Genomic DNA, 20,264 nt, shown 5'->3' on the forward strand with positions numbered 1-20,264 from the left:
AAAACTCACTTTTTGCAACACAATTTTAAGTATTTGTTGTACTTCTCTTTTTTATGTATAATAGTGGTTTTGACTCACTTCTATTTTTTGCGAAAGGGTTATCTTTGCAAAAAATTTCACACCATGAACAAAAAAGTAATTTTAATGATTTTAGACGGTTGGGGAAAATCTCCTGACCCGAAAGTTTCTGCAATTGATAATGCAAATGTTCCATTTATAAATAGTCTTTATACAAAATATCCTAGCGCACAGCTTCGTACCGATGGATTAAACGTTGGTTTACCAGAAGGGCAAATGGGAAACAGTGAAGTAGGGCACATGAATCTTGGGGCGGGTAGAATTGTGTACCAAGATTTAGCCAAAATTAATTTGGCTGTAGCCAATAAAACCCTTGCAAAAGAACAGGTTTTAATTGATGCTTTCACTTATGCTAAAGAAAATAATAAAAAAGTACACTTTTTAGGATTAGTTTCTGACGGAGGCGTTCACTCACATACTTCACACTTGCGAGGATTAATTGACGCTTCTCAAGAATACGGATTGGACAAAGTTTACGTTCACGCATTTACTGATGGTCGTGACGTAGATCCAAAATCTGGAAAAGGATACATTCAGGATTTACAAAATCACATCAAAAATACTCCTGTAAAAATAGCTTCCATTATTGGACGTTACTATGCAATGGATCGTGATAAACGTTGGGAACGTGTTAAACTCGCTTATGATTTAGTAGTAAACGGTACAGGAGCCAAGGCTATTGACCCTGTTGCTGCTGTAAGCGCAAGCTACCAAGCAGATGTAACCGATGAATTTATTGCACCTGTGGCAATAGTGGACAGCAGTAACGAACCAATTGCAACTATTGAAAAAGATGACGTTGTTATTTTCTTCAACTTTAGAACTGACAGAGGACGCGAATTGACTGAAGCTTTATCGCAGCAGGATTTCCACGAGCAAAACATGCATAAACTGCAGTTATACTATGTAACTCTTACCAATTATGATGAAACTTATGAAAATGTAAAAGTTGTTTACAACAAAGACAACATCACAGAAACACTGGGTGAAGTTTTAGAAAAAGCAAACAAAAAACAAATTCGTATTGCTGAAACAGAGAAATATCCTCACGTAACTTTCTTTTTTTCAGGTGGACAGGAAACTCCATTTGTAGGTGAATCAAGAATATTAAGAAACTCTCCTAAAGTAGCAACATACGATTTACAGCCAGAAATGAGTGCCTTTGAATTGAAAGATGCTTTGGTTCCTGAATTAAATAAAGGTGAAGTAGATTTTGTATGTTTAAACTTTGCCAATGGCGACATGGTAGGACATACAGGAATTATGAGTGCAGCTATACAAGCCTGTGAAGCTGTTGATGCCTGCGTAAAAGAAGTGATTGAAGCGGCTCTTGCCAATGATTACACTACTATTGTAATAGCGGATCACGGTAACTGCGAAACAATGATTAACCCTGACGGTTCCCCAAATACCGCTCACACAACAAATCCGGTCCCAATCATTCTTGTTGACAAAGATTTGAAAACCATCCACGATGGAGTTTTAGGAGATATTGCCCCTACAATTCTTGCCTTGATGGGAATCGAACAGCCGGCAGCAATGACTTGTCATTCGTTACTATAAATAAAAAAGCCAATTGGCGTTTTTAAACAAATCAAAAAGGGCGTGAAATTAATTTTTCACGCCCTTTATATTTACATTTTATCTAACAGATAAAAATATTCCCGCTCTATGCTTTCCTGATGATCCGAATGAGCAATCCTGACCAGTTCGGCTGCACGTTGTTTTAAAGTCTTGCCGTATAAATCGGCAATTCCATTTTCTGTGATTACGTATTGAATATGTCCTCTGGTTGTTACCACACCGGCTCCCTGTTTCAAGAAAGGAACAATTCTGCTTACTCCGTTTTTGGTGGTTGACGGCAAAGCAATAATTGCTTTTCCGCCATCGCTCAAAGAAGCACCGCGTATAAAATCCATTTGACCTCCAACACCTGAATACATTCTTGGCCCAATAGAATCGGCACAAACCTGTCCTGTTAAATCAACTTCTATAGCCGAGTTTATGGCAATCATTTTGGGATTTTTTCTGATTCTGGCGGTATCATTCACTGTTGAAGATTCCCTCAATTCAATAAACGGATTATCGCTTACAAAATCATACAATCGCTTAGAGCCCAACACAAAAGTGGACAGCACTCTTCCTCTCAATGATCCTTTATAGTTGCAGTTTATCACATTGCTTTCAATCAGGTCAATCACACCGTCTGAAAACATTTCAGTATGTAATCCTAAATCTTTATGATTCCTCAATTTGCTCAAAGCGGCATTAGGAATCGAGCCAATTCCCATTTGGAGTGTGCTTCTGTCCTCAATCAAAGAGGCAATGTAATTTCCTATTTTATCTTCCTCGGCGGTAAAAAGTTCCACTTCATGAGAATAAATAGGCACATCCACGGCCACCATATAATTTATTTCTGAAATATGCAGGATTCCGTCACCAAAAGTTCTCGGCATTTGAGGATTTACCTGCGCTATCACAATTTTCGCATTCTCAATCGCTGCAACCGAAGCCTCCACTGAAACTCCAAGTGAACAATAGCCGTGGCTGTCAGGCGGTGACACATGAATAAAAGCAACATCTATCGGCAACACATTTCTTCTGAAGAGACGCGGTAATTCACTCAAAAAAACAGGAGTATAGGAGCCGTTCCCCGCTTTTAAAGTATGCCTAACGTTCCCGCCAATAAAAAATGAATTGACATGAAAACTTTCCGCAAGGTCAGGATTAGCATATCGCGCCTCACCTTCGGTATGCAAATGACATATTTCTACATTTCGTAGTTCAGCAGCTCTTTCGGTTAAGGCATTCGCTAAAATTGTTGGTGCAGCCGCAGCGGCCTGCAGATAAACCCTATCACCTGATTTTACAACTTTGACAGCTTCCTCGGCAGTTACATATTTTCCCATAAACTAGTATTTCCCACAAATATATTCAATTAGATAAAACCAATATATGACAACGCTCATGTTCAAAGTAAAACAAAATTTAAATAAAAGTTAAAATCTCATAGTTAAAAGTATTACTATTATATTTGCAATTAAAATTATTATAATGGATCAGATATTATCAAACATCAAAATTCAGATAAACAGCAAGCTCTTTGTAAAGGATCCTGAAACCTCTGCATTGGGCAAAAAAATTATTCAAGAAAGTATTTTGCTCATTGATGAAATCGGTTTTGATCACTTTACTTTTAAAAAGCTGGGCGAGAAAATAGGATCGAATGAAAGTTCTATCTATCGCTATTTCGAAAACAAACACAAACTGTTGGTGTATTTGTCATCCTGGTATTGGGGCTGGATGGAATACCGCTTAGTGTTTTCAACTTCCAATTATATCGATTCTTGGGAGAAATTAAAAAAAGCAGTAAGTATTATAACCGAAAAAGTAGAGGACGATCAAAAAACGGCTCATATTAACGAATCGGTTTTGAACAGAATCATTATTGCGGAATTCACCAAAACTTTTCACACCAAAGAAGTGGATGAAGAAAACAAAGAAGGTTTTTATTTCATTTACAAAAGGGTTATCAATAGAATAACGGCTATTATAAACGAGGTAAATCCAGAATATGCTTATTCCAAAAGCCTAGCGTCGAACATCGTCGAAGGCGCATTGCATCAGCAGTTTTTGAGAGAACACATGAAAACGATTACTAATTGTAATGAAACAATATCGCCGACTGATTTTTATTTCAACTTAATTGAAAATGTACTAAAAAAATAAAACATGACTTCATTAAAAAGATTATTCAACCTTTTGGAACTGGACAAGAAAGATGTCTCACAAATTTTTTTCTACGCTATTTTTGCCGGAATCGTGAGTTTATCCCTGCCATTGGGAATTCAGGCGATTGTAAACTTTATTCAGTCTGGGCGAGTAAGTGCTTCTTGGGTTGTCTTGGTCATACTCGTGGTTATTGGAGTTGCACTTGTAGGAATCTTATCTTTAATGCAATTAAGAATCACAGAGAATTTACAGCAAAAAATGTTTGTGCGCTCGTCATTCGAATTTGCCTCCAGACTACCTAAAATAGAGTTCAAAGAACTTTATGGTCATTATCCACCCGAATTAGCCAACCGCTTTTTTGATACCTTAACGATACAAAAAGGGACATCAAAATTATTGGTTGATTTTTCAGCAGCAATTCTGCAGATAGTTTTCAGTATAATATTATTAACGCTGTATCATTCTTTCTTTATGGTATTCGGGCTTTTACTGTTAGGCTTTTTATATGTGATTTTTAAATTTTCATACAATGAAGGAATTACAACAAGCTTGAAAACGTCCAAAAACAAATACAAAGCAGCTGGTTGGCTACAGGAAATTGCCCGAAACAATTTTAGTTTCAGAAATGAACTCAACTATGATTTTGCATTAGAAAAAAACGATGGAATTATAAAAAACTATTTATACAGCCGTGAAAATCATTTCAATGTGCTCAAAAGACAATTTGGGCATCTTATTATCTTCAAGGTAATTATTACTGCAAGTTTATTAATTATTGGCGGTTATCTAGTTTTAAGCCAAGAAATGAACATTGGACAATTTGTCGCTGCCGAAATCATTATTTTACTGGTAATAAATTCCGTAGAGAAAATTATTCTTGGATTGGAAACATTCTATGATGTATTGACCGCAGTCGAGAAGATTGGTCAGGTTACCGATATGGAACTGGAAGAAGAATTTATAGTTGAAAGCAAAAGCTGTTACGCCAATATCAGCCTTGAAACAAACGATGTGGAATTCAGGCTTCCGGAGAGTACTTCCAGAATTTTAAAAAGAATCAATTTGAAAATAGATTCAGGAGAAAAAATTATAATCAGTGGCGAAAATGGTTCTGGAAAAACGACTTTAATCCGCATACTTTCCGGTTTGCTGCATCCTACTTCGGGAAACTTCATTATCAATGACGACACCTTCAGCAAAATAGACATAAAACAATACCGTTCCAGAATTGGCAGTATTATACAGGGAGAAACTCCTTTTGAAGGAACAATTCTGGAGAATATAACTTTTAATGACAAAAATATTGATACCGAAACTCTAAAATGGGCGCTCGATGCCGTTCAGTTAACCGACTATATAAAAACATTGCCCAAAGGTCTGGACACTAAAATATTTCCGGAAGGAAAAGAGCTTTCTTCCTCCAATGCGCAAAAGATTTTATTGGCGAGAAGCATTGTTCACAAACCTAACATTTTATTTTACGAAGAACCCACAGATAAAATGGATATAAAAGTTGCGAATGAAATCATAGACTTTATTCTTTCCGGAAAAAATAAATGGACGGTTATCGTTGTTTCCCAAAATCCGCATTGGTCAACCAAATGTACGCGGGAAATCACAATGCAAAAAGGAACGGTTTTATTAGACACTAAAAAATAAGTTTATGTTAAATATATCTGACAAAAATCCAATAAATAATAAAGCTCTCGAAAAATATTCTACGGTAAAGAATTTGAGCAACAGGCCTCATTATAAAATTCTGAACAGAATAATTCTGGGTGTATCCATATTTGTAGTTATTGTACTTTTCTTTCCCTGGACACAAAACATCTCAGGTTCTGGAGCCGTTACCACATTGAAACCCAACCAAAGACCGCAATCTATTCAGTCCGTCATTTCAGGGCGTATTGAAAAATGGTATGTACAGGAGGGGAATTATGTAAATAAAGGAGACACGATTCTTTTTATATCTGAAATCAAAGAAGACTATATGGATCCAAATTTGGTAAAAAACACCAAAAATCAGGTGAATGCAAAAAAACAGTCTTTAGCCTCTTATGGTTCGAAAGTGACAACTCTTAATGTACAAATGCTGGCCATCGAAAAAGAAAAAGGACTAAAACTCAAACAATCCCAAAACAAGATTAAACAGGCGCGTTTGAAAATAAAAAGCGACAGTATGGATCTTGAAGCGGTAAAAACACAATTAAAGATTGCTAATACGCAGTACAACCGTGCGCTTCAACTGAACAAAGAAGGTCTGAAAGCTCTATCGGATGTAGAAGAAAAACGCTTGAAACTGCAAGAATCTGAAGCTAAAATCATCACGCAGGAGAATAAATTTTACACCAGCAAAAACGAATTAATCAATGCCGAAGTAGAAATCAACAGAATCATTGCCGAGTATTCTGAAAAATTGTCCAAAGCGCAGAGCGACCAATATACTGCAATGAGCAATCAATACGACACAGAAGCTCAGGTTAGTAAATTAGAAAATCAGTATGCTAATTACAGCATCCGAAACGGTATGTACTATATCAAAGCGGCACAAAGCGGATACATAAACAGAGCTTTGCAGTCGGGAATTGGTGAAACCATAAAAGAAGGAACTCCCATTGCCACGATTATGCCTTCCAAATATGATATAGCTGTAGAATCTTTTGTAGATCCAATAGATCTGCCATTAATTAAGAAAGGCGAAAAAGTAAGAGTCTGGTTTGACGGTTGGCCTACAATCGTATTTTCAGGATGGCCGGACATGTCCTACGGTACATTTGGCGGAGAAATTGTAGCCATAGAAAACTTTATCAGTGATAATGGAAAATTCAGAATCCTTATTGCACCAGACAAAAGCGAAACTCCGTGGCCAAAACAGTTGAGTATTGGATCCGGTGCTCAAACGTTAGCATTATTAAATACAGTGCCGGTTTGGTTTGAAATATGGAGAACGCTAAATGGTTTTCCACCAAATTATTATCAAGGAAAAGAGAAACCTTCAAAAGAGAAAAAATAATGAAATACCTTATTATCATACTTTCATTACTGGGAATGACTATTTACGGTCAGACCAATAACGGTGAACAGCTCCCGTTACATCTCAAAGAAATGACTTATAATGAATATCTGGGTTTTGTTAAAAAATATCATCCATTGGTAAAAAATGCCAATTTGGAAATCAGCAAAGCACAAGCCAATCTGATGATGGCGCGTGGCGGATTTGACCCTAAATTAGAATTGGATTATAACAAAAAACAGTTTCAGGGAACAGATTATTATTCTATACTAAACAGCAGTTTCAAAATTCCGACTTGGTATGGAATTGACATTAAAGCGGGGTTCGAAGACAACGAAGGCTATTATCTTAATCCACAAAATAAGACACCAAATAATGGCTTGGCATCGCTGGGAATTAGCGTTCCAATTGGACAAGGATTACTGATTAACCAAAGGATGGCCGACCTGCAAAAAGCAAAAATCCAAGTAAAATTAAGCCAAGCTGAACAAAAGCTTCAGGCTATTGCGGTTTTATACGATGCTTCTGTTGCCTACTTTAATTGGAAAAAAAACTACGAAGAAAATTTATTATATGAAAGCTACACCGTCAATGCCCAAAAACGATATGAGGGAATTGAAATTTTAATCAAGCAAGGTGATAAACCTGCTATAGACAGCATCGAAGCAGGCATTGTGGTCAAAAACAGATTGCTTGCTCTTGAGGATTCAAAATTGAAATTATCAAAAGCTAAGTTGGAGCTTTCAAACTTTCTTTGGATAGAAAACAACATACCGCTGGAACTTGCCGAGGCTATTGTTCCGGAGAAAAGCCTTCAAAAAACCATCCAGGAAACGCTGAATATTAATGACTTGAATCAAGAATTTTTGTTGGACAGTCATCCGAAAATTGAAGCTTTGCAAAGTAAAATTGATTTTTTGACTGTCGAAAAAAAGCTGAAAGCCAATATGCTTTTGCCCAAAATAGATTTAGGTTACTCTTATTTGGCTCAGCCAAATCCAAACATTCCGAACAATTCTGACAATTATAAAGTGGGAATTGATTTTTATTTTCCTTTGTTTTTAAGGAAAGAAAGAGGCAGTTTGAAATTAGCTCAATATAAAATTCAGGAATCCGAATTTACAAGAGATTTAGAAAAAGTGCAGTTAACAAACAAAATCAATGCCCAAAAAATTGAAATTCAGTCTTTGTCTAAACAGCAAAAATTAATAAGCAAACTGGTTATGGATTATGAGACAATGCTAAAATCTGAGGAAAGATTATTCAATTTAGGAGAGAGTTCGCTGTTCCTTATCAACACTCGAGAAAATAGTTTGGTTAGTGCCAGACTATCACAGATTGCATTAGAAAACCGTTTTTACACTTCCAACTCTGAGCTGTATAAAATCATGGCTAATCCAAATTGATAGTAAATCAATTTTAGCATCTTGGTACTACAACGGGTTTGGGACTAGATTAAGCCCATTCTTCGAATTTGCCAAATCATCCCAAATACAAAACCATCTTTCCATTAAGCCAATTGCTCAAATCCTTTGTAGTAGCTGCTAGGCGTTGGCTTTTTTTACTATTGATTTTCAATTTGGTCAATTCGTTCGTTTTTAATAATCAACTGTATTAGTTCAAATCAAACTCTGTCACTTTTGAAGTCCATAAATTCAATTAATCCATGTTCTTTATGACTTTTCTCAATTTGGTTTTACTTAAACCCGATTTTTTACTTATTTATATGTCAATTTGTGTCTAAAGAAGTCAGCCGTGAAAAGTCCTAAACCTGTCAATAGTGCTCCTATAATAAATTGCCATGCATAAAAATCTGCATCAGAATTGCCAAAAATACTTTCAAATCCGAATACTGTAAATCCATTTATGAAAAACATTGTCAGTACGGCAAAGGGTATTTTCATTCCTTTAGTCTTTGATTTGAAATAGACAAAGAGAGATACAATAGTTAAAATAAGATTTAATGGTATTGCTAAGTCAAATCCATCTATTCCTGTTAATTCTTCTGTAACAGCTAATATTCCCCCATTCCAATACATTAAAATGACTTGAACAAATGGAATGAATGAAGTAATCAAAAGTACTCCAAAGAAAATCAGTGATATTATGTATTCGTTCAGTTTCATTTTTTTAGCTTGTGCCTAACACATTACTTTATTTATATGTTATCACTTTGATGTCAAATTCAGTTGTGATTTAATTTAAAAAACTCAAATCACTTCCGGTTGCTAATTCTTCAGGCAATTGGTTTTGTCTAAAAAGGCGTGCCTGTAAATTTCCTTTTAAAATGATTTTTTCTCCTTTTACATCTAGCCAACTTCCTTCTCGTAGTCCTAATACAGGCAAAGTATTAAAGGCGTGGAATTCTTTAATTCTTGTTTCCCTTGTTTCTCCCATATGTTTGGATTGAGTGTCTGGATCCAAATAATGTGGATTCAAATTGAACGGAATCAATCCTAAAGTTTGAAAACTTGGCGGATAAATGATAGGCATATCGTTGGTCGTTTGCATCGATAGTCCGCAAATATTACTTCCAGCACTGGTTCCTAAATAAGGAGTTCCATCTTTGACAGTATCGGCAAGAATAGTCATCAGGTCGTTTTTGTACAATTGGGTAACAAGTAGGAAAGTATTACCTCCGCCTGTAAAAATCCCTTCAGCTTTTTGTATGGCTTCTTTTGGATTTTCAAATTCATGAATACCTTTTACAGCGATATTTATTTTGGCGAAAGCCATAGCTACTTTTGAAGTGTATTCATCGTGTGATATACCGCTTGGTCTTGCAAATGGAATAAACAGAATCGTTTTGCAATCCTTAAAATGCAATTGTAATTCGGGTAATAAATATTCTAGATATTCTCCTTCGTGCAAGGTTGAAGTGCTGGCTATAATGCAGTTTTTCATTTTGTAAGCTTTGTGTAGTTCTGCGTAAAGGTATAAAATGATTGTTTTTTAATATGTCGAAGATTGGTTTTTATCGATTAATTCTAGAAACATTAGCATTTTGTCGAACACTTTGTTAAAACATATAAGTCACATAAGTTATTTGTTTGAAAAAAAATAAGCAAAGCCATAAGCTCAAATAAGCAAAATCACATAAACTCATAAAGAAAGGCTTTTAACTTATTTGCACTTTTTATCAACTTGACATTTTTTTTTCTACTTACATGACTTATATGGTTAGAAATAAACGAGGGCTATTTTAGAATATAGCGGTTTTAATTAACAAACTTTTACCAACTTATTAGTAATTAATTTGGACTGGATTAGGATACTTTTACATTTTGCAAATGAAGTTGCGATGAAGATTTTTTCAACCTAAAAAAATAAAATCTGTTTTACGTACCAAAATCGGACTATTTTTCAACACTAAGGTTCTGAAAATAATTAGTTTTTTTAAATCAATTCCAAAATTGCTCGTGAAGAATAATTTTACTTTTTTATTTATATTCTTTTTTTTAACACATTTGGTTGTCGCACAAGAGGGTGTCGAGAAATGGTTAAAAGGGCAAGTAAGCTCGAATGGAATTCCGTTAGAAGGAATCAATATTACGAATGCAACTACCAAAGTAATGGTGGTGTCTGATTCCTATGGCACTTTTTCTATTCTTGTAAAAGTGGGTGATATCTTAAATTTTTCAGCGGTTAATTATGAGGAGTTGAGAAAATACATAAATATTCAAGAATTTAAAATGGGCAATATTATTGTCGATTTGACGCCGAAAAGTATCGAATTGAAAGAGGTTATTATTAATGAGCACTCAGAGATAAGTGCCGAAAATCTTGGTATAATTCCCCGAGATCAAATCAAACTGACATCTCAAGAAAGAAAATTAAAAACAGCCGGTGATTTCAAACCAATACATCTATTGGGGTTGTTAGGCGGGATGTTGGCGGTTGACCCTATTTTGAATGCCATAAATGGTAGGACTGCAATGCTCAAAAAAGCTGTTACAGTAGAGAAAAAAGAGTTTTTGATGGCTAAAATGGATGGATTGTTTGAAGATAAATATTACATAGAAACTCTGAAAATACCCGAAGAATACATCAAGGGATTCCAATATTATTGTATAGAAGATCAAGATTTTGCTAGGTCTTTAAAAGATAAAAACAAGACCATGAGTATGTTCTTAATTGTTGGTTTGGCCTCCAGTTTTAATAAAGCCAGACAAAATAATGTTGAGAATCGATAGGGGCGTTAATGCTGGAAATTATTTGTTTAAATGATAAAAAAAATAATATTATTGTTGATTTTGCTGTGTCAAAATCAGTTGTTGACTGCTCAAACGAATGCGGAGAAAATCATAGTTGGAACAGTTGTCTGCGATACAAGAGAGCTGGAAGGAATCAGTGTGATTAACTGTATGAATAAAACAATGGCAGTTACCGATAAAGACGGCTGTTTTTCTATCCTAGCTAAAGAAGGAGATATACTAAATTTTTCAGGTATTGATTATAAGTATTTGAAAAAGCATGTTTACAGACATGAGTATAAGTCGGGAACTATGGAAGTTGAAATGGTTTTTAACGCTGTTGAATTGGACGAGGTAATTATTAATAAAAATGCGAATATAACTGCCGAAAATTTAGGAATAATTCCCCGCGGACAAATTAAGTTTACACAGCAGGAGCGAAAATTATATTCCAGTTCTGGTGGAATATTCGGGCTTTATAGCATAATTTCTGGAGAAAAAGAAATGCTTAAAAAAAATGTCGAAGCTGAAAAGAAAGAGATTTTAATGAAAAAGCTGGAATATATGTTTGCAGAGAAATATTACATCAAAACATTAAAAATTCCAGAGGAACTCATCAAGGGATTTCAGTATTATTGTGTTGAAGATACTGAATTTGCAGCATCATTGAATGGTAAGAACAAATCGATGTCAATGTTTCTAATGACTAATTTAGCTACTGTTTATAATCAAAGTAGGTTCAGTAAAGAATAATTTTGATGCAGCTGATCTTTAGTGCGGTATCTAGACCTAATATTTTTCGAATGAAATTATCAAAAAAATAACAATCGTTGATATCATTAAGATTAAAATAAAGTTGTAATTTTAATAAGCGTAAAAGCGTCGTTTTGATGCCAAAATAACTTTTAGGAGTTGTTAAACCTTAAGAAATTACAAATGAAAAATGTATTAGGAATCTTGGTTTTGTTTTTGAGTTGTCAACTTTGTTTTGGTCAGGTGTTGACTCGAAAAACAATGCATGGAAAAGTGGTAAATGACTCTATTGCTATTGAAAACGGATTGGTTTTTAATATAAACGCCAAAACGGGTTCCGTAATTGATACTAAAGGATATTTTAGTATTTTGGCTAAAGTAAAAGATACCTTGGTTTTTAGTAGTTTAGGTTTTAAAAGTAAAAAAGTAGTGCTTACAGAAAAAGATATTACTTCTTCTTTTTACAGAATTAAACTAAATGCAGTTGCCAATCAATTGTTGGCGGTTGTTGTTTATGCCAAACACGGGCCGCATCCAGAATTTGGAAATACCCAAAAAATTGTGGATACTCAATATTATGATGACCAACAATCCAATCCTGATAATATTTTGATGATGCCTACCGGAACAGGTGATCCAAATGCAATGGATTGTATTCGTGTCTACAATATGATTTTTAAAAATTTGTTGAAAAATAATCCGAATAAATCTGATTTGATTTCGGAGGTGGGTTTTACTACAGTTGCCATGCAAAGTGTTAGTTATTCATTTTTTACCGATAAATTAAAATTGAATGACGATCAGGTTGGTTTGTTTCTGCTATTTTGTGAAAATGACCCAAAATCCAAAACTTTTGTCAATACTACAAGCCAAGAATTTGAAATCATGGATTTTTTAATTACAAAAAACAGTGAGTTCAAAAATATTGCTACTTTTGAAAAATGAAAAAAGGAATAGTTATTACTCTTTTGTTATTTTTAGCATTTTCGATAAGCAGTTTTGGTGTACATAAATTTTATATGGCCATTTACCAAATTAATTATGCTCCCGAAAAGAAAATGCTTCAAGTTACTTCCCGAATATTTGTTGATGATCTCGATAAAACGTTAGAAAAAAAATATAACAGAAAGTTTTTTTTGGGAACCGATAAAGAAACTGTCGAATCAATTGATTTGTTGAAAAAATATCTAGCCGAAAGTTTTACTGTTAAAGTCAATGGACAGCCCAAAACCATGAATTTCTTGAGCAAAGAAATGGATGGTGATGTGTTGGTTTGTTATTTAAATGTGAGAGATATTTCAAAAATAAGTTCACTGGAAATTTATAATTCCGTTTTAATAGAGACTTTCCCAGAACAGCAAAATATAGTTCATGTGGCGGCATTTGGTAATAAGAAAAGTTTTCTTTTTACGGAGACTTCTACCAAACAAGTGTTAAAATATTGATAAGAATCAACAATTATGTTTAAAATTGTTATTTTCACCGCCTAAAAACAACTTAAACGCTAGTTTATGAGAAAATTTTCATTTTTATTTATTCTCCCAACAATTTTATTGGCACAAGAAAAAGCAGTTACACCAGCTGTGAGACAACCTGGTAAATCAGATACCAACAAGTTTAGTCAAATGTATGATTTGTTGGCAACCCCAAATATGTTTCGTACCGCAGCAGGAGCTCCTGGTCCAGCTTATTACCAACAACAAGCGGATTATAAAATTGACATAGAGTTGGATGATAAAAATGCTAAATTAAGCGGTTCAGAAACGATTACTTATTATAACAATTCACCTGATAATTTGGAATATCTTTGGGTGCAAATGGATCAAAATCAAGCTGCGAAGAACTCTCAGTCTCCATTGGTTGAAAATGAAAAAATAGAGGCTGTTTTACCTGTAAATAAATTTGCTAATGAATATTTGAAAGAGGGATTGGATCGTGGTTTTAACATTGAATATGTAAAAGATGCCAAAGGAAACCCATTGTCGTATACCGTTAATCAAACGATGATGCGTATCAACTTGGTTACACCAATGAAGCCGGGAACTAGTATGACTTTTTCTATAAAATGGTGGTACAATATCAATAATTACCAGCAAGATGGCGGTCGTTCGGGTTATGAGTTATTCGAAAAAGAAGGCAACAGACTATATGTTATTGCTCAATTTTATCCAAGAATGGCGGTTTACAATGATGTTGAAGGTTGGCAAAATATGCAATTTTGGGGAGGTGGAGAATTTGCCCTGCCATTTGGAAATTTTGATGTAAACATCACAGTTCCTGCTGATCATGTAGTTGATGCAACGGGAGAATTAATGAACAGAAGCGAAGTATTTACGCCGGAACAGGTAAAAAGATATCAATTGGCTCAAAAATCATTTGATAAACCTGTGGTTATTGTGACTCAAGCTGAGGCCGAAGCGGCGGAAAAAGGATTTTCGGATAAAAAGAAAACATGGAGATTTAGTGCCAAAAACGTAAGGGATTTTGGAATAGCTACTTCAAGAAAATTTATTTATGATGCTATGGCCGTTCAATTGGAAGGAAAAGTCGTTATGGCCGAATCTCTTTATCCAAAAGAAGCGAACCCGCTTTGGGGAGAAACTTCAACAATGATGGTAGCGCATACTTTAAAAAGTTATTCTTCCCATACATTTGATTATCCTTACCCAAAAGCGGTATCTGTTTCTGCAGAAGATCAAGGGATGGAATACCCAATGATTTGTTGGAATTTTGGTCGTCCAGATGCAAACGGTGTGACGAGTGAACAAATCAAAAACGGAATGATAGGAGTGGTGATTCATGAAGTAGGGCATAACTTTTTTCCTATGATCGTCAATTCTGATGAGCGTCAATGGACATGGATGGACGAAGGGTTAAACTCTTTTATGGAATATATGGCCGAACAGGAATTGGGAACCAATTTTCCGTCCAGACGAGGTCCAGCCAAAAATATAGTTCCATATATGAGTGGTGACCAAAAGTTTTTGGAGCCCATTATGTCCAATTCCGAAAATATTATTCAGTTTGGAAATAATGCTTACGGAAAACCGGCTACGGGACTTAATATCCTTAGAGAAACAATTATGGGGCGTGAGTTGTTTGATTATGCTTTTAAGATTTATGCTAACAGATGGAAATTCAAACACCCAACTCCAGAAGATTTTTTCAGAACGATGGAAGATGCTTCGGCAGTAGATTTGGATTGGTTTTTCAGAGGTTGGTTTTACACCACTGATTTCGTGGATATTGGTGTTAACGATGTAAAACAATATTTTGTAACAGAAACCCCAACGGCAGCTTTGAAGGAAGCTAAAGTTAGAAAAGGGCGTAGTGGAATCGATAAAGGGCCATTCGTGTACTTAATTGCTGGTGATAATCCAGAATTGAAACCAGCTTCAAAGAAACCGTTGCAAATTGAAGAAGTAAGCACTCTTTCGGAATATGTTAATCAAAAACTTTCTGCCGAAGAAAAAGCAGCTTTGAAAAACCCGAAATACTTTTATGAAGTAGAGTTTAATAAACCAGGGGGAATGCCAATGCCTATTATTGTTCAAATTACTTATGAAGATGGAACAATGGATAATTACAAATATCCAGCTCAGATTTGGAGAAAAAATAATGAAACGGCCAAGAAAGTGTATGCCACTAACAAAGCCATCAAACAAATTTTAATCGATCCAAAACTGGAAACTGCCGATATTGACGTAACCAACAATTCATGGCCAAAAGTGGAAACGAAATCAAAATTTGATTAATTAAGAATAAGATTCTAAGTTTCTAAGACGCTAAGTTTCTAAGGTTTTGAAAGCTAAGAAAAGCTTAGAATCTTAGAAACTTAGCGTCTTAGTTGCTTTATTTAAGACAAATTTAAAACACAAAGTTTTAAATTTTAATATCTTTGCTCATTAAATACAAAAATTATGTTTGGAATAGGAGGAGGCGAATTAGTTTTTATCATGTTCATCGTATTGATGCTTTTCGGATCTGATAAAGTCCCGGAAATGGCAAGAACCATGGGGAAAGCTATGGCGCAACTTAAAAACGCTACCAATGATATCAAAAGCGAAATTCAAAAAGGGGCTGAGGCCAATGGGTTTGATCAAAAAACTTTGGATAGCTTAACTGGTGGTATCAATTCTGAAATCAATAAAGCAAAAGCAAATCTTTTGGGAGATACCTCCAATACGTTAAATGGAATTACCGAAACATTCAGCACAGAAGTTAGTAAGACAAAAGACAGTGTGCTTAGCGGTACAGCAAATCCTGATGGAACAACCGTTTTAGATGATCTCACCGGGCCTGTAAAACGACAAATGTAATGCTCGAAAAAATACTCGCACTAGACACCCAATTATTTATTTTTCTCAACAGTTTAGGTTCCGAAACCTATGATGGGTTTTGGCTTATCATAACAAAACAAGTCAATTGGACTCCTTTTTTTTTGCTGTTATTTTATCTTATTTATAAAAAATTAGGAATAAAGCAAACTGTATATTTGTTGATTTTCGTTGCGTTTTTGGTAACTGCGACAGACCAAATCACTAATTTATTCAAATATACGTTTCAAAGACCAAGACCTTGTAATAATCCTGAAATAAACACTTTTATCAGGATAGTGCAAGTACGCACCTCTTTTAGTTTTTTCTCGGGACATGCCGCTAATACTATGGCTGTAGCAACTTTTTTGTATTTTATTTTCAAGAAACAATTTAAGTATTTTGGGTTGTTGTTTCTATGGCCGTTAATCTTTGCTTACAGCCGCATTTATTTAGGACTGCATTATCCGTTAGATATTCTTTCAGGATATTTATGCGGACTAATCACGGGGTATTTAATGTATAAAGCATATCAATGGGCGATTAAAAAAGGAAATATTTAAGATTGCAGTTTGCAGAAATTAAAGAACCCTGCTCACTGTTAACCCGTCACGAATAGGCAATAAAACAGTTTCTACCCTTGGGTCGTCTTTTAGCAATTGATTGTACTCCACCAATATTTTAGTACTGATGTCATTAGGATGTATCGGCTCCAAGACTTTTCCGCTCCACAATACATTATCGGATAAAATAATGCCGCCTTTGTTCATTTTTGGCAAAATCATTTCAAAATAATTTAAATAATTTTCCTTGTCTGCATCAATGAAAACCAAATCAAATTTCAAATCTAGATTTGGGATGATATCAACGGCTTCGCCCAAATGTTGTACAATTTGTTTACCCCAAGGAGACTTGTCAAAATGTTTGCGCTGAAAATCAATCAATTCTTCCTTGATGTCAATAGTATGCAATTGTCCGTTTTCCTGCATGCCCTCGCACAAACACAAAGCCGAGTAGCCCGTATAAGTTCCAATTTCAAGAATATTTAGAGGTCGGATTAATTTGGATAACATACTCAAAACACGTCCCTGAAAATGTCCGCTGAGCATTCGTGGCAATAATATTTTTTGGTAGGTTTCTTTATTTAAAGCCGCCAATAATGCTGGCTCTCTTTCAGAATGTTGCTCAATATAATCTTCTAAATCTTGGGAAATGAAATGCATTTTGTGAGTTGTTGAAATTTGACACAAAGTTATTCATTTAACATTTATAAAAAAGGGGTTAAATTTGATTTTATGAATGGTTTAATGATTTTGGGCTTTAATCAAAAGCAATTATATAGTATTTAAAAATCTATTAGATATACAAAAAAACTTTTAGAACATTAGTCCAAAGGAAATAGTATTAAAATAATAGTAGAGAAATTCATAATTTATACAAGTTAAAATGAATCACGAATTCATTTTTTACTTTTATGATACCTCCCATTTTTGTTGGTGGTTCAAGTCCAATGTCCGAAAATTTTACAGCTACAGTTCCTTCAAGATTTTCTTTGGTGTTTTTTAGAACCAAGTTTTGGTATGAAAGGGTTTTGTCTGTTATGCGAAAATTCAAACTGCATTTAAAATTGGTTCCGAAAGGTTTTATGTTGGTAATTGTAACGGTGCTTTTTGGAAATTTAACAGCCTTAACAGTAGTTTTAAGGTCTTTGTTCATGATTTTGTTACCGCATTCAAAATTACTCATTGAGATTTCGGATTTCAAACTGTTTTTGGTAGTTGAGTTTAAATAAATGGTGTCTCTGTATGAGTGGGGGTTGACACAATTGTATTTACCCACTGTAGAATTTCCCAGTATTTCTATTTCTATCTTGTCAATAATTATGATGTTTGGGTCGGCATCATATAAAGAAATGGGTTTAGCATTTCCTAACAAAAAGAAAAATGCTAAACCCAAAATTGTAATTAATATTCTTTGTTTCATATTAGAAAGTGATGGCTGCTTCAAACATAACTCCATTGAAGTTACCGCCATATAAGTCGTTTAAACTGCTCCCGCTATATTGGGAGTAGTCAGAATAGTTTTGATTTGTGTAGGCTAATTTAGCAATAATATTTTTAGTCATGAACCAACCAGCGGAAGCTTCAAATCTATCTACATTAACTTTATCCGAAGCGTTAGATAATTTTCCTGAAACGATATTGTATCTACCACCAACATAAAATTGTTCTGTATTTCCAAATCGATATACCAAGTCAGCAGCGTATTGATCCACTTTACGGGTTTCATCAGTTCCTTTTTTGTCTCCACCACTAGTGAATTCAAGTGTTCCGAAGAATTCCAGTCCTTTGTATTTGACAAAAGGGTTAATCATGAATGCGGTGTACCAGTTTCCATATCCAGGACTAAATCTACCTGTTGTAGCATTAGAAGTTGGGTCAAAGTTGTTTGCAACTGGAGTTGTGTTGTAGGTATAGGCTTGGTGTGACATAACTCCAAAATAACGGCTACCCGCTCTGTCTGAACCCCAAGGGTTTGAACTCATGTTAGCATTATGATTGTAAGATCCTGTAATTCTTACTCTCAAATCTTTATCTAATTGTTTGTCATACCCAAGTTTAGCTAAAACAGTTGGGCTTATTGTTGAATTTGGATCTGGAGCTGATACAGTTGCACTCCCTGGAATAAATTCAGCAACACCTTGATTTAACTTACCATTTGTAACTCCTAACATGGTTACCCAGCCATCTCTTTGGTAGTAAACTTCCATTCCCATATCTGTTTGAAAAGAATCCATAATATTTGCCTCGATGAAAGGATTAAGAAGAGCATTACCATTATCGGTTCTTCTAAAGTGTGAATCTCCGTAATTATTCTCCATTTGGCCTATTTTTATGGTAGTGTATTTCATTACATCCTCCATGAATCCCTTTTTGATGAAATCCAATTTGTCAATTTGCAAATAACCACCTTTTACCCATGTTTCGTTATGATGTCTAGAAGCAAGATAAAGGTCTAAGTTTACGCGTACTCCATCTGCTAGTTGCGCTCCAAATGTCAAGTTTGCTGCAGGTAAATTAAAGTTGTTTTCTAATCCGTTCAGTCTGTATCCTGTAGTTCCAGCGTTTCCGGAAATCGATGCTCCATTTGAGGCGATGTACGTTCCTTCTCTCTGGTCGTTAAATGATTTTAAAGCTTGGAATTGCATGGCAAAAGCACCACCTAGATCAACACTCATGCCATCATATTCAACGTCGTCTTTCTTAACGTCAAAAATATTCAATCCATCTTTACTTCGTGGAATCATATTTTGCATTTTTCTAAATGAAACCTGTGCATAGATATCTGTAAGGGATAACATTGCAGCTATAACAAATGTAATTTTTCTCATGGTCTTTTATTTAAAGTTAATGTTGAATTTTATTGTCAAATTCTCTCCAGTTTTTATTGTGCCAAGCATTGCAGTTGGGGATTTCATGCCAAATTCTTTAAACGTTATTTTATTAGATCCTTGTAGATTTACTATTCCATTAGTAACAGATGATTTAACTTGGGTTTTGTGTTCTTTGCTCACTCCAGCAATAGTGTAAGTACCAGTTAAGTTCCAAGTTGTTTCATTTACTTTTTCAGCTGATTTTAAAACATATTTGATGTTTTTGTGTTTGTCCGTTTTTAAAGTTTCGTAAGCAATTTTGTCCATTTTGGTCTTCTCGCTTTTTATTGTCTCTACAGGAAGGGTGATGTCAATACTGGTTATCGCTGTTAATTTTGAGTTTGTTACTGTCAAATTCGCTGTTCCAGTTTTGGAAGCTGATTTCATTTCCCAATCATGAAGCGTTGAGGTTCCGAATACAGAAAAATTTGTTTTGGCATCTAGCGTATAGCTTTTCTGAGCATTTGCTGACAACACTATTGCAAAAAATGCTACTGTGGTGGAAATTTTTTTAAGAATTGTTTTCATGATTTTTTTTAAAAATTTGTTAGTAATTGAATTTGAAAATAATTTTATTTTTAATGGTTCGTCTTTGAATTTTCATAGAAACAGTAATGAATCAGTACAATAATTGTAAATATAGTAGTAATCTTGTTAATATAAAAACAACAAATCTTTATTTTTTTGAATATGGTTGTTTAATAAACAGTTGTGTTTTTCAAAATAATGCTTTTGTTCTATTTAGT

At 34.6% G+C, this 20,264-nt stretch carries 19 protein-coding genes; 12 read left to right on the forward strand and 7 right to left on the reverse strand.

The genetic code is table 11. The features are described 5' to 3' along the window. The first annotated feature begins 123 nt into the window (after window positions 1–123). A complete protein-coding gene (gene gpmI / locus B0E44_RS00465) occupies window positions 124–1,641 on the forward strand; it encodes a 2,3-bisphosphoglycerate-independent phosphoglycerate mutase (RefSeq protein WP_077370237.1) in 1,518 nt (505 codons plus the stop codon). 71 nt (window positions 1,642–1,712) lie between these two features. On the opposite strand, the gene B0E44_RS00470 is transcribed toward gpmI, so the two are convergent. Continuing rightward, the gene (locus B0E44_RS00470; RefSeq protein WP_077370238.1) at window positions 1,713–2,987 is read right to left on the reverse strand and encodes an acetyl-CoA hydrolase/transferase family protein; all 1,275 of its coding nucleotides are present in this window, start codon (window positions 2,985–2,987) and stop codon (window positions 1,713–1,715) included. A gap of 145 nt (window positions 2,988–3,132) precedes the next feature. On the opposite strand from B0E44_RS00470, the gene B0E44_RS00475 reads away from it, so the two are divergent. Genes B0E44_RS00475 through B0E44_RS00490 form a run of 4 tightly spaced genes read left to right on the forward strand, consistent with a single transcriptional unit; the run spans window position 3,133 to window position 8,229 of the window. Then, window positions 3,133–3,807 carry a TetR/AcrR family transcriptional regulator gene (locus B0E44_RS00475; RefSeq protein ID WP_077370239.1) on the forward strand — a complete coding sequence of 225 codons (675 nt, stop codon included), beginning with the start codon at window positions 3,133–3,135 and terminating at the stop codon, window positions 3,805–3,807. Between the two features lie 3 nt (window positions 3,808–3,810). After that, window positions 3,811–5,469, forward strand: a complete 1,659-nt coding sequence (locus B0E44_RS00480; protein WP_077370240.1) for a peptidase domain-containing ABC transporter — start codon at window positions 3,811–3,813, stop codon at window positions 5,467–5,469. Between the two features lie 4 nt (window positions 5,470–5,473). Then, window positions 5,474–6,823 carry an HlyD family secretion protein gene (locus B0E44_RS00485; protein WP_077370241.1) on the forward strand — a complete coding sequence of 450 codons (1,350 nt, stop codon included), beginning with the start codon at window positions 5,474–5,476 and terminating at the stop codon, window positions 6,821–6,823. Continuing rightward, complete coding sequence (locus B0E44_RS00490; protein ID WP_077370256.1) at window positions 6,823–8,229, forward strand: TolC family protein; 1,407 nt, start codon at window positions 6,823–6,825, stop codon at window positions 8,227–8,229. Before B0E44_RS00485 ends, B0E44_RS00490 begins: the two co-directional genes overlap by 1 nt. A gap of 312 nt (window positions 8,230–8,541) precedes the next feature. Here B0E44_RS00490 and B0E44_RS00495 read toward each other — a convergent pair whose 3' ends face one another. Together B0E44_RS00495 and pepE are read right to left on the reverse strand one after the other, a co-directional pair. Further along, complete coding sequence (locus B0E44_RS00495) at window positions 8,542–8,949, reverse strand: hypothetical protein (protein ID WP_124019252.1); 408 nt, start codon at window positions 8,947–8,949, stop codon at window positions 8,542–8,544. 70 nt (window positions 8,950–9,019) lie between these two features. Continuing rightward, window positions 9,020–9,727 carry a dipeptidase PepE gene (gene pepE, locus B0E44_RS00500; RefSeq protein ID WP_077370243.1) on the reverse strand — a complete coding sequence of 236 codons (708 nt, stop codon included), beginning with the start codon at window positions 9,725–9,727 and terminating at the stop codon, window positions 9,020–9,022. A 515-nt stretch (window positions 9,728–10,242) separates the two neighbouring features. Here pepE and B0E44_RS00505 point away from each other — a divergent pair. The 7 genes from B0E44_RS00505 to B0E44_RS00535 all read left to right on the forward strand — a co-directional run bounded on the left by B0E44_RS00505 (window position 10,243) and on the right by B0E44_RS00535 (window position 16,648). After that, a complete protein-coding gene (locus B0E44_RS00505; protein WP_254423222.1) occupies window positions 10,243–11,016 on the forward strand; it encodes a carboxypeptidase-like regulatory domain-containing protein in 774 nt (257 codons plus the stop codon). Window positions 11,017–11,046: 30 nt separating this feature from the next. Then, the gene (locus B0E44_RS00510; protein ID WP_077370245.1) at window positions 11,047–11,769 is read left to right on the forward strand and encodes a hypothetical protein; all 723 of its coding nucleotides are present in this window, start codon (window positions 11,047–11,049) and stop codon (window positions 11,767–11,769) included. Window positions 11,770–11,952: 183 nt separating this feature from the next. Then, window positions 11,953–12,714 (forward strand): hypothetical protein, encoded by a 762-nt coding sequence (locus tag B0E44_RS00515; RefSeq protein ID WP_077370246.1) that lies wholly within the window; start codon window positions 11,953–11,955, stop codon window positions 12,712–12,714. Further along, on the forward strand, window positions 12,711–13,214 hold the full coding sequence (locus B0E44_RS00520) for a DUF6702 family protein (protein ID WP_077370247.1): 504 nt from the start codon (window positions 12,711–12,713) through the stop codon (window positions 13,212–13,214). Before B0E44_RS00515 ends, B0E44_RS00520 begins: the two co-directional genes overlap by 4 nt. 66 nt (window positions 13,215–13,280) lie before the next feature. Then, window positions 13,281–15,524, forward strand: coding sequence for a M1 family metallopeptidase (locus B0E44_RS00525; protein ID WP_077370248.1), 2,244 nt, complete (start codon window positions 13,281–13,283; stop codon window positions 15,522–15,524). Between the two features lie 165 nt (window positions 15,525–15,689). Next, on the forward strand, window positions 15,690–16,088 hold the full coding sequence (locus B0E44_RS00530) for a twin-arginine translocase TatA/TatE family subunit (protein ID WP_077370249.1): 399 nt from the start codon (window positions 15,690–15,692) through the stop codon (window positions 16,086–16,088). Continuing rightward, a complete protein-coding gene (locus B0E44_RS00535) occupies window positions 16,088–16,648 on the forward strand; it encodes a phosphatase PAP2 family protein (RefSeq protein ID WP_077370250.1) in 561 nt (186 codons plus the stop codon). The genes B0E44_RS00530 and B0E44_RS00535 overlap by 1 nt, the downstream gene beginning before the upstream one ends. Before the next feature lie 18 nt (window positions 16,649–16,666). On the opposite strand, the gene B0E44_RS00540 is transcribed toward B0E44_RS00535, so the two are convergent. From B0E44_RS00540 to B0E44_RS00555, 4 genes are all read right to left on the reverse strand, one after another. Then, window positions 16,667–17,308, reverse strand: coding sequence for an O-methyltransferase (locus B0E44_RS00540; RefSeq protein ID WP_077370251.1), 642 nt, complete (start codon window positions 17,306–17,308; stop codon window positions 16,667–16,669). A 202-nt stretch (window positions 17,309–17,510) separates the two neighbouring features. Continuing rightward, window positions 17,511–18,068, reverse strand: a complete 558-nt coding sequence (locus tag B0E44_RS00545; protein ID WP_077370252.1) for a YceI family protein — start codon at window positions 18,066–18,068, stop codon at window positions 17,511–17,513. Window position 18,069: 1 nt separating this feature from the next. Further along, window positions 18,070–19,476: a hypothetical protein gene (locus B0E44_RS00550; protein WP_077370253.1), complete on the reverse strand. Its 1,407-nt coding sequence runs from the start codon at window positions 19,474–19,476 to the stop codon at window positions 18,070–18,072. A 6-nt stretch (window positions 19,477–19,482) separates the two neighbouring features. Then, window positions 19,483–20,046, reverse strand: a complete 564-nt coding sequence (locus B0E44_RS00555; RefSeq protein ID WP_077370254.1) for a YceI family protein — start codon at window positions 20,044–20,046, stop codon at window positions 19,483–19,485. Between the last annotated feature and the right edge of the window lie 218 nt (window positions 20,047–20,264).

Origin of the sequence: Flavobacterium sp. A45 (assembly GCF_002001005.1) — a bacterium.
Classification (GTDB): Bacteria; Bacteroidota; Bacteroidia; order Flavobacteriales; family Flavobacteriaceae; genus Flavobacterium.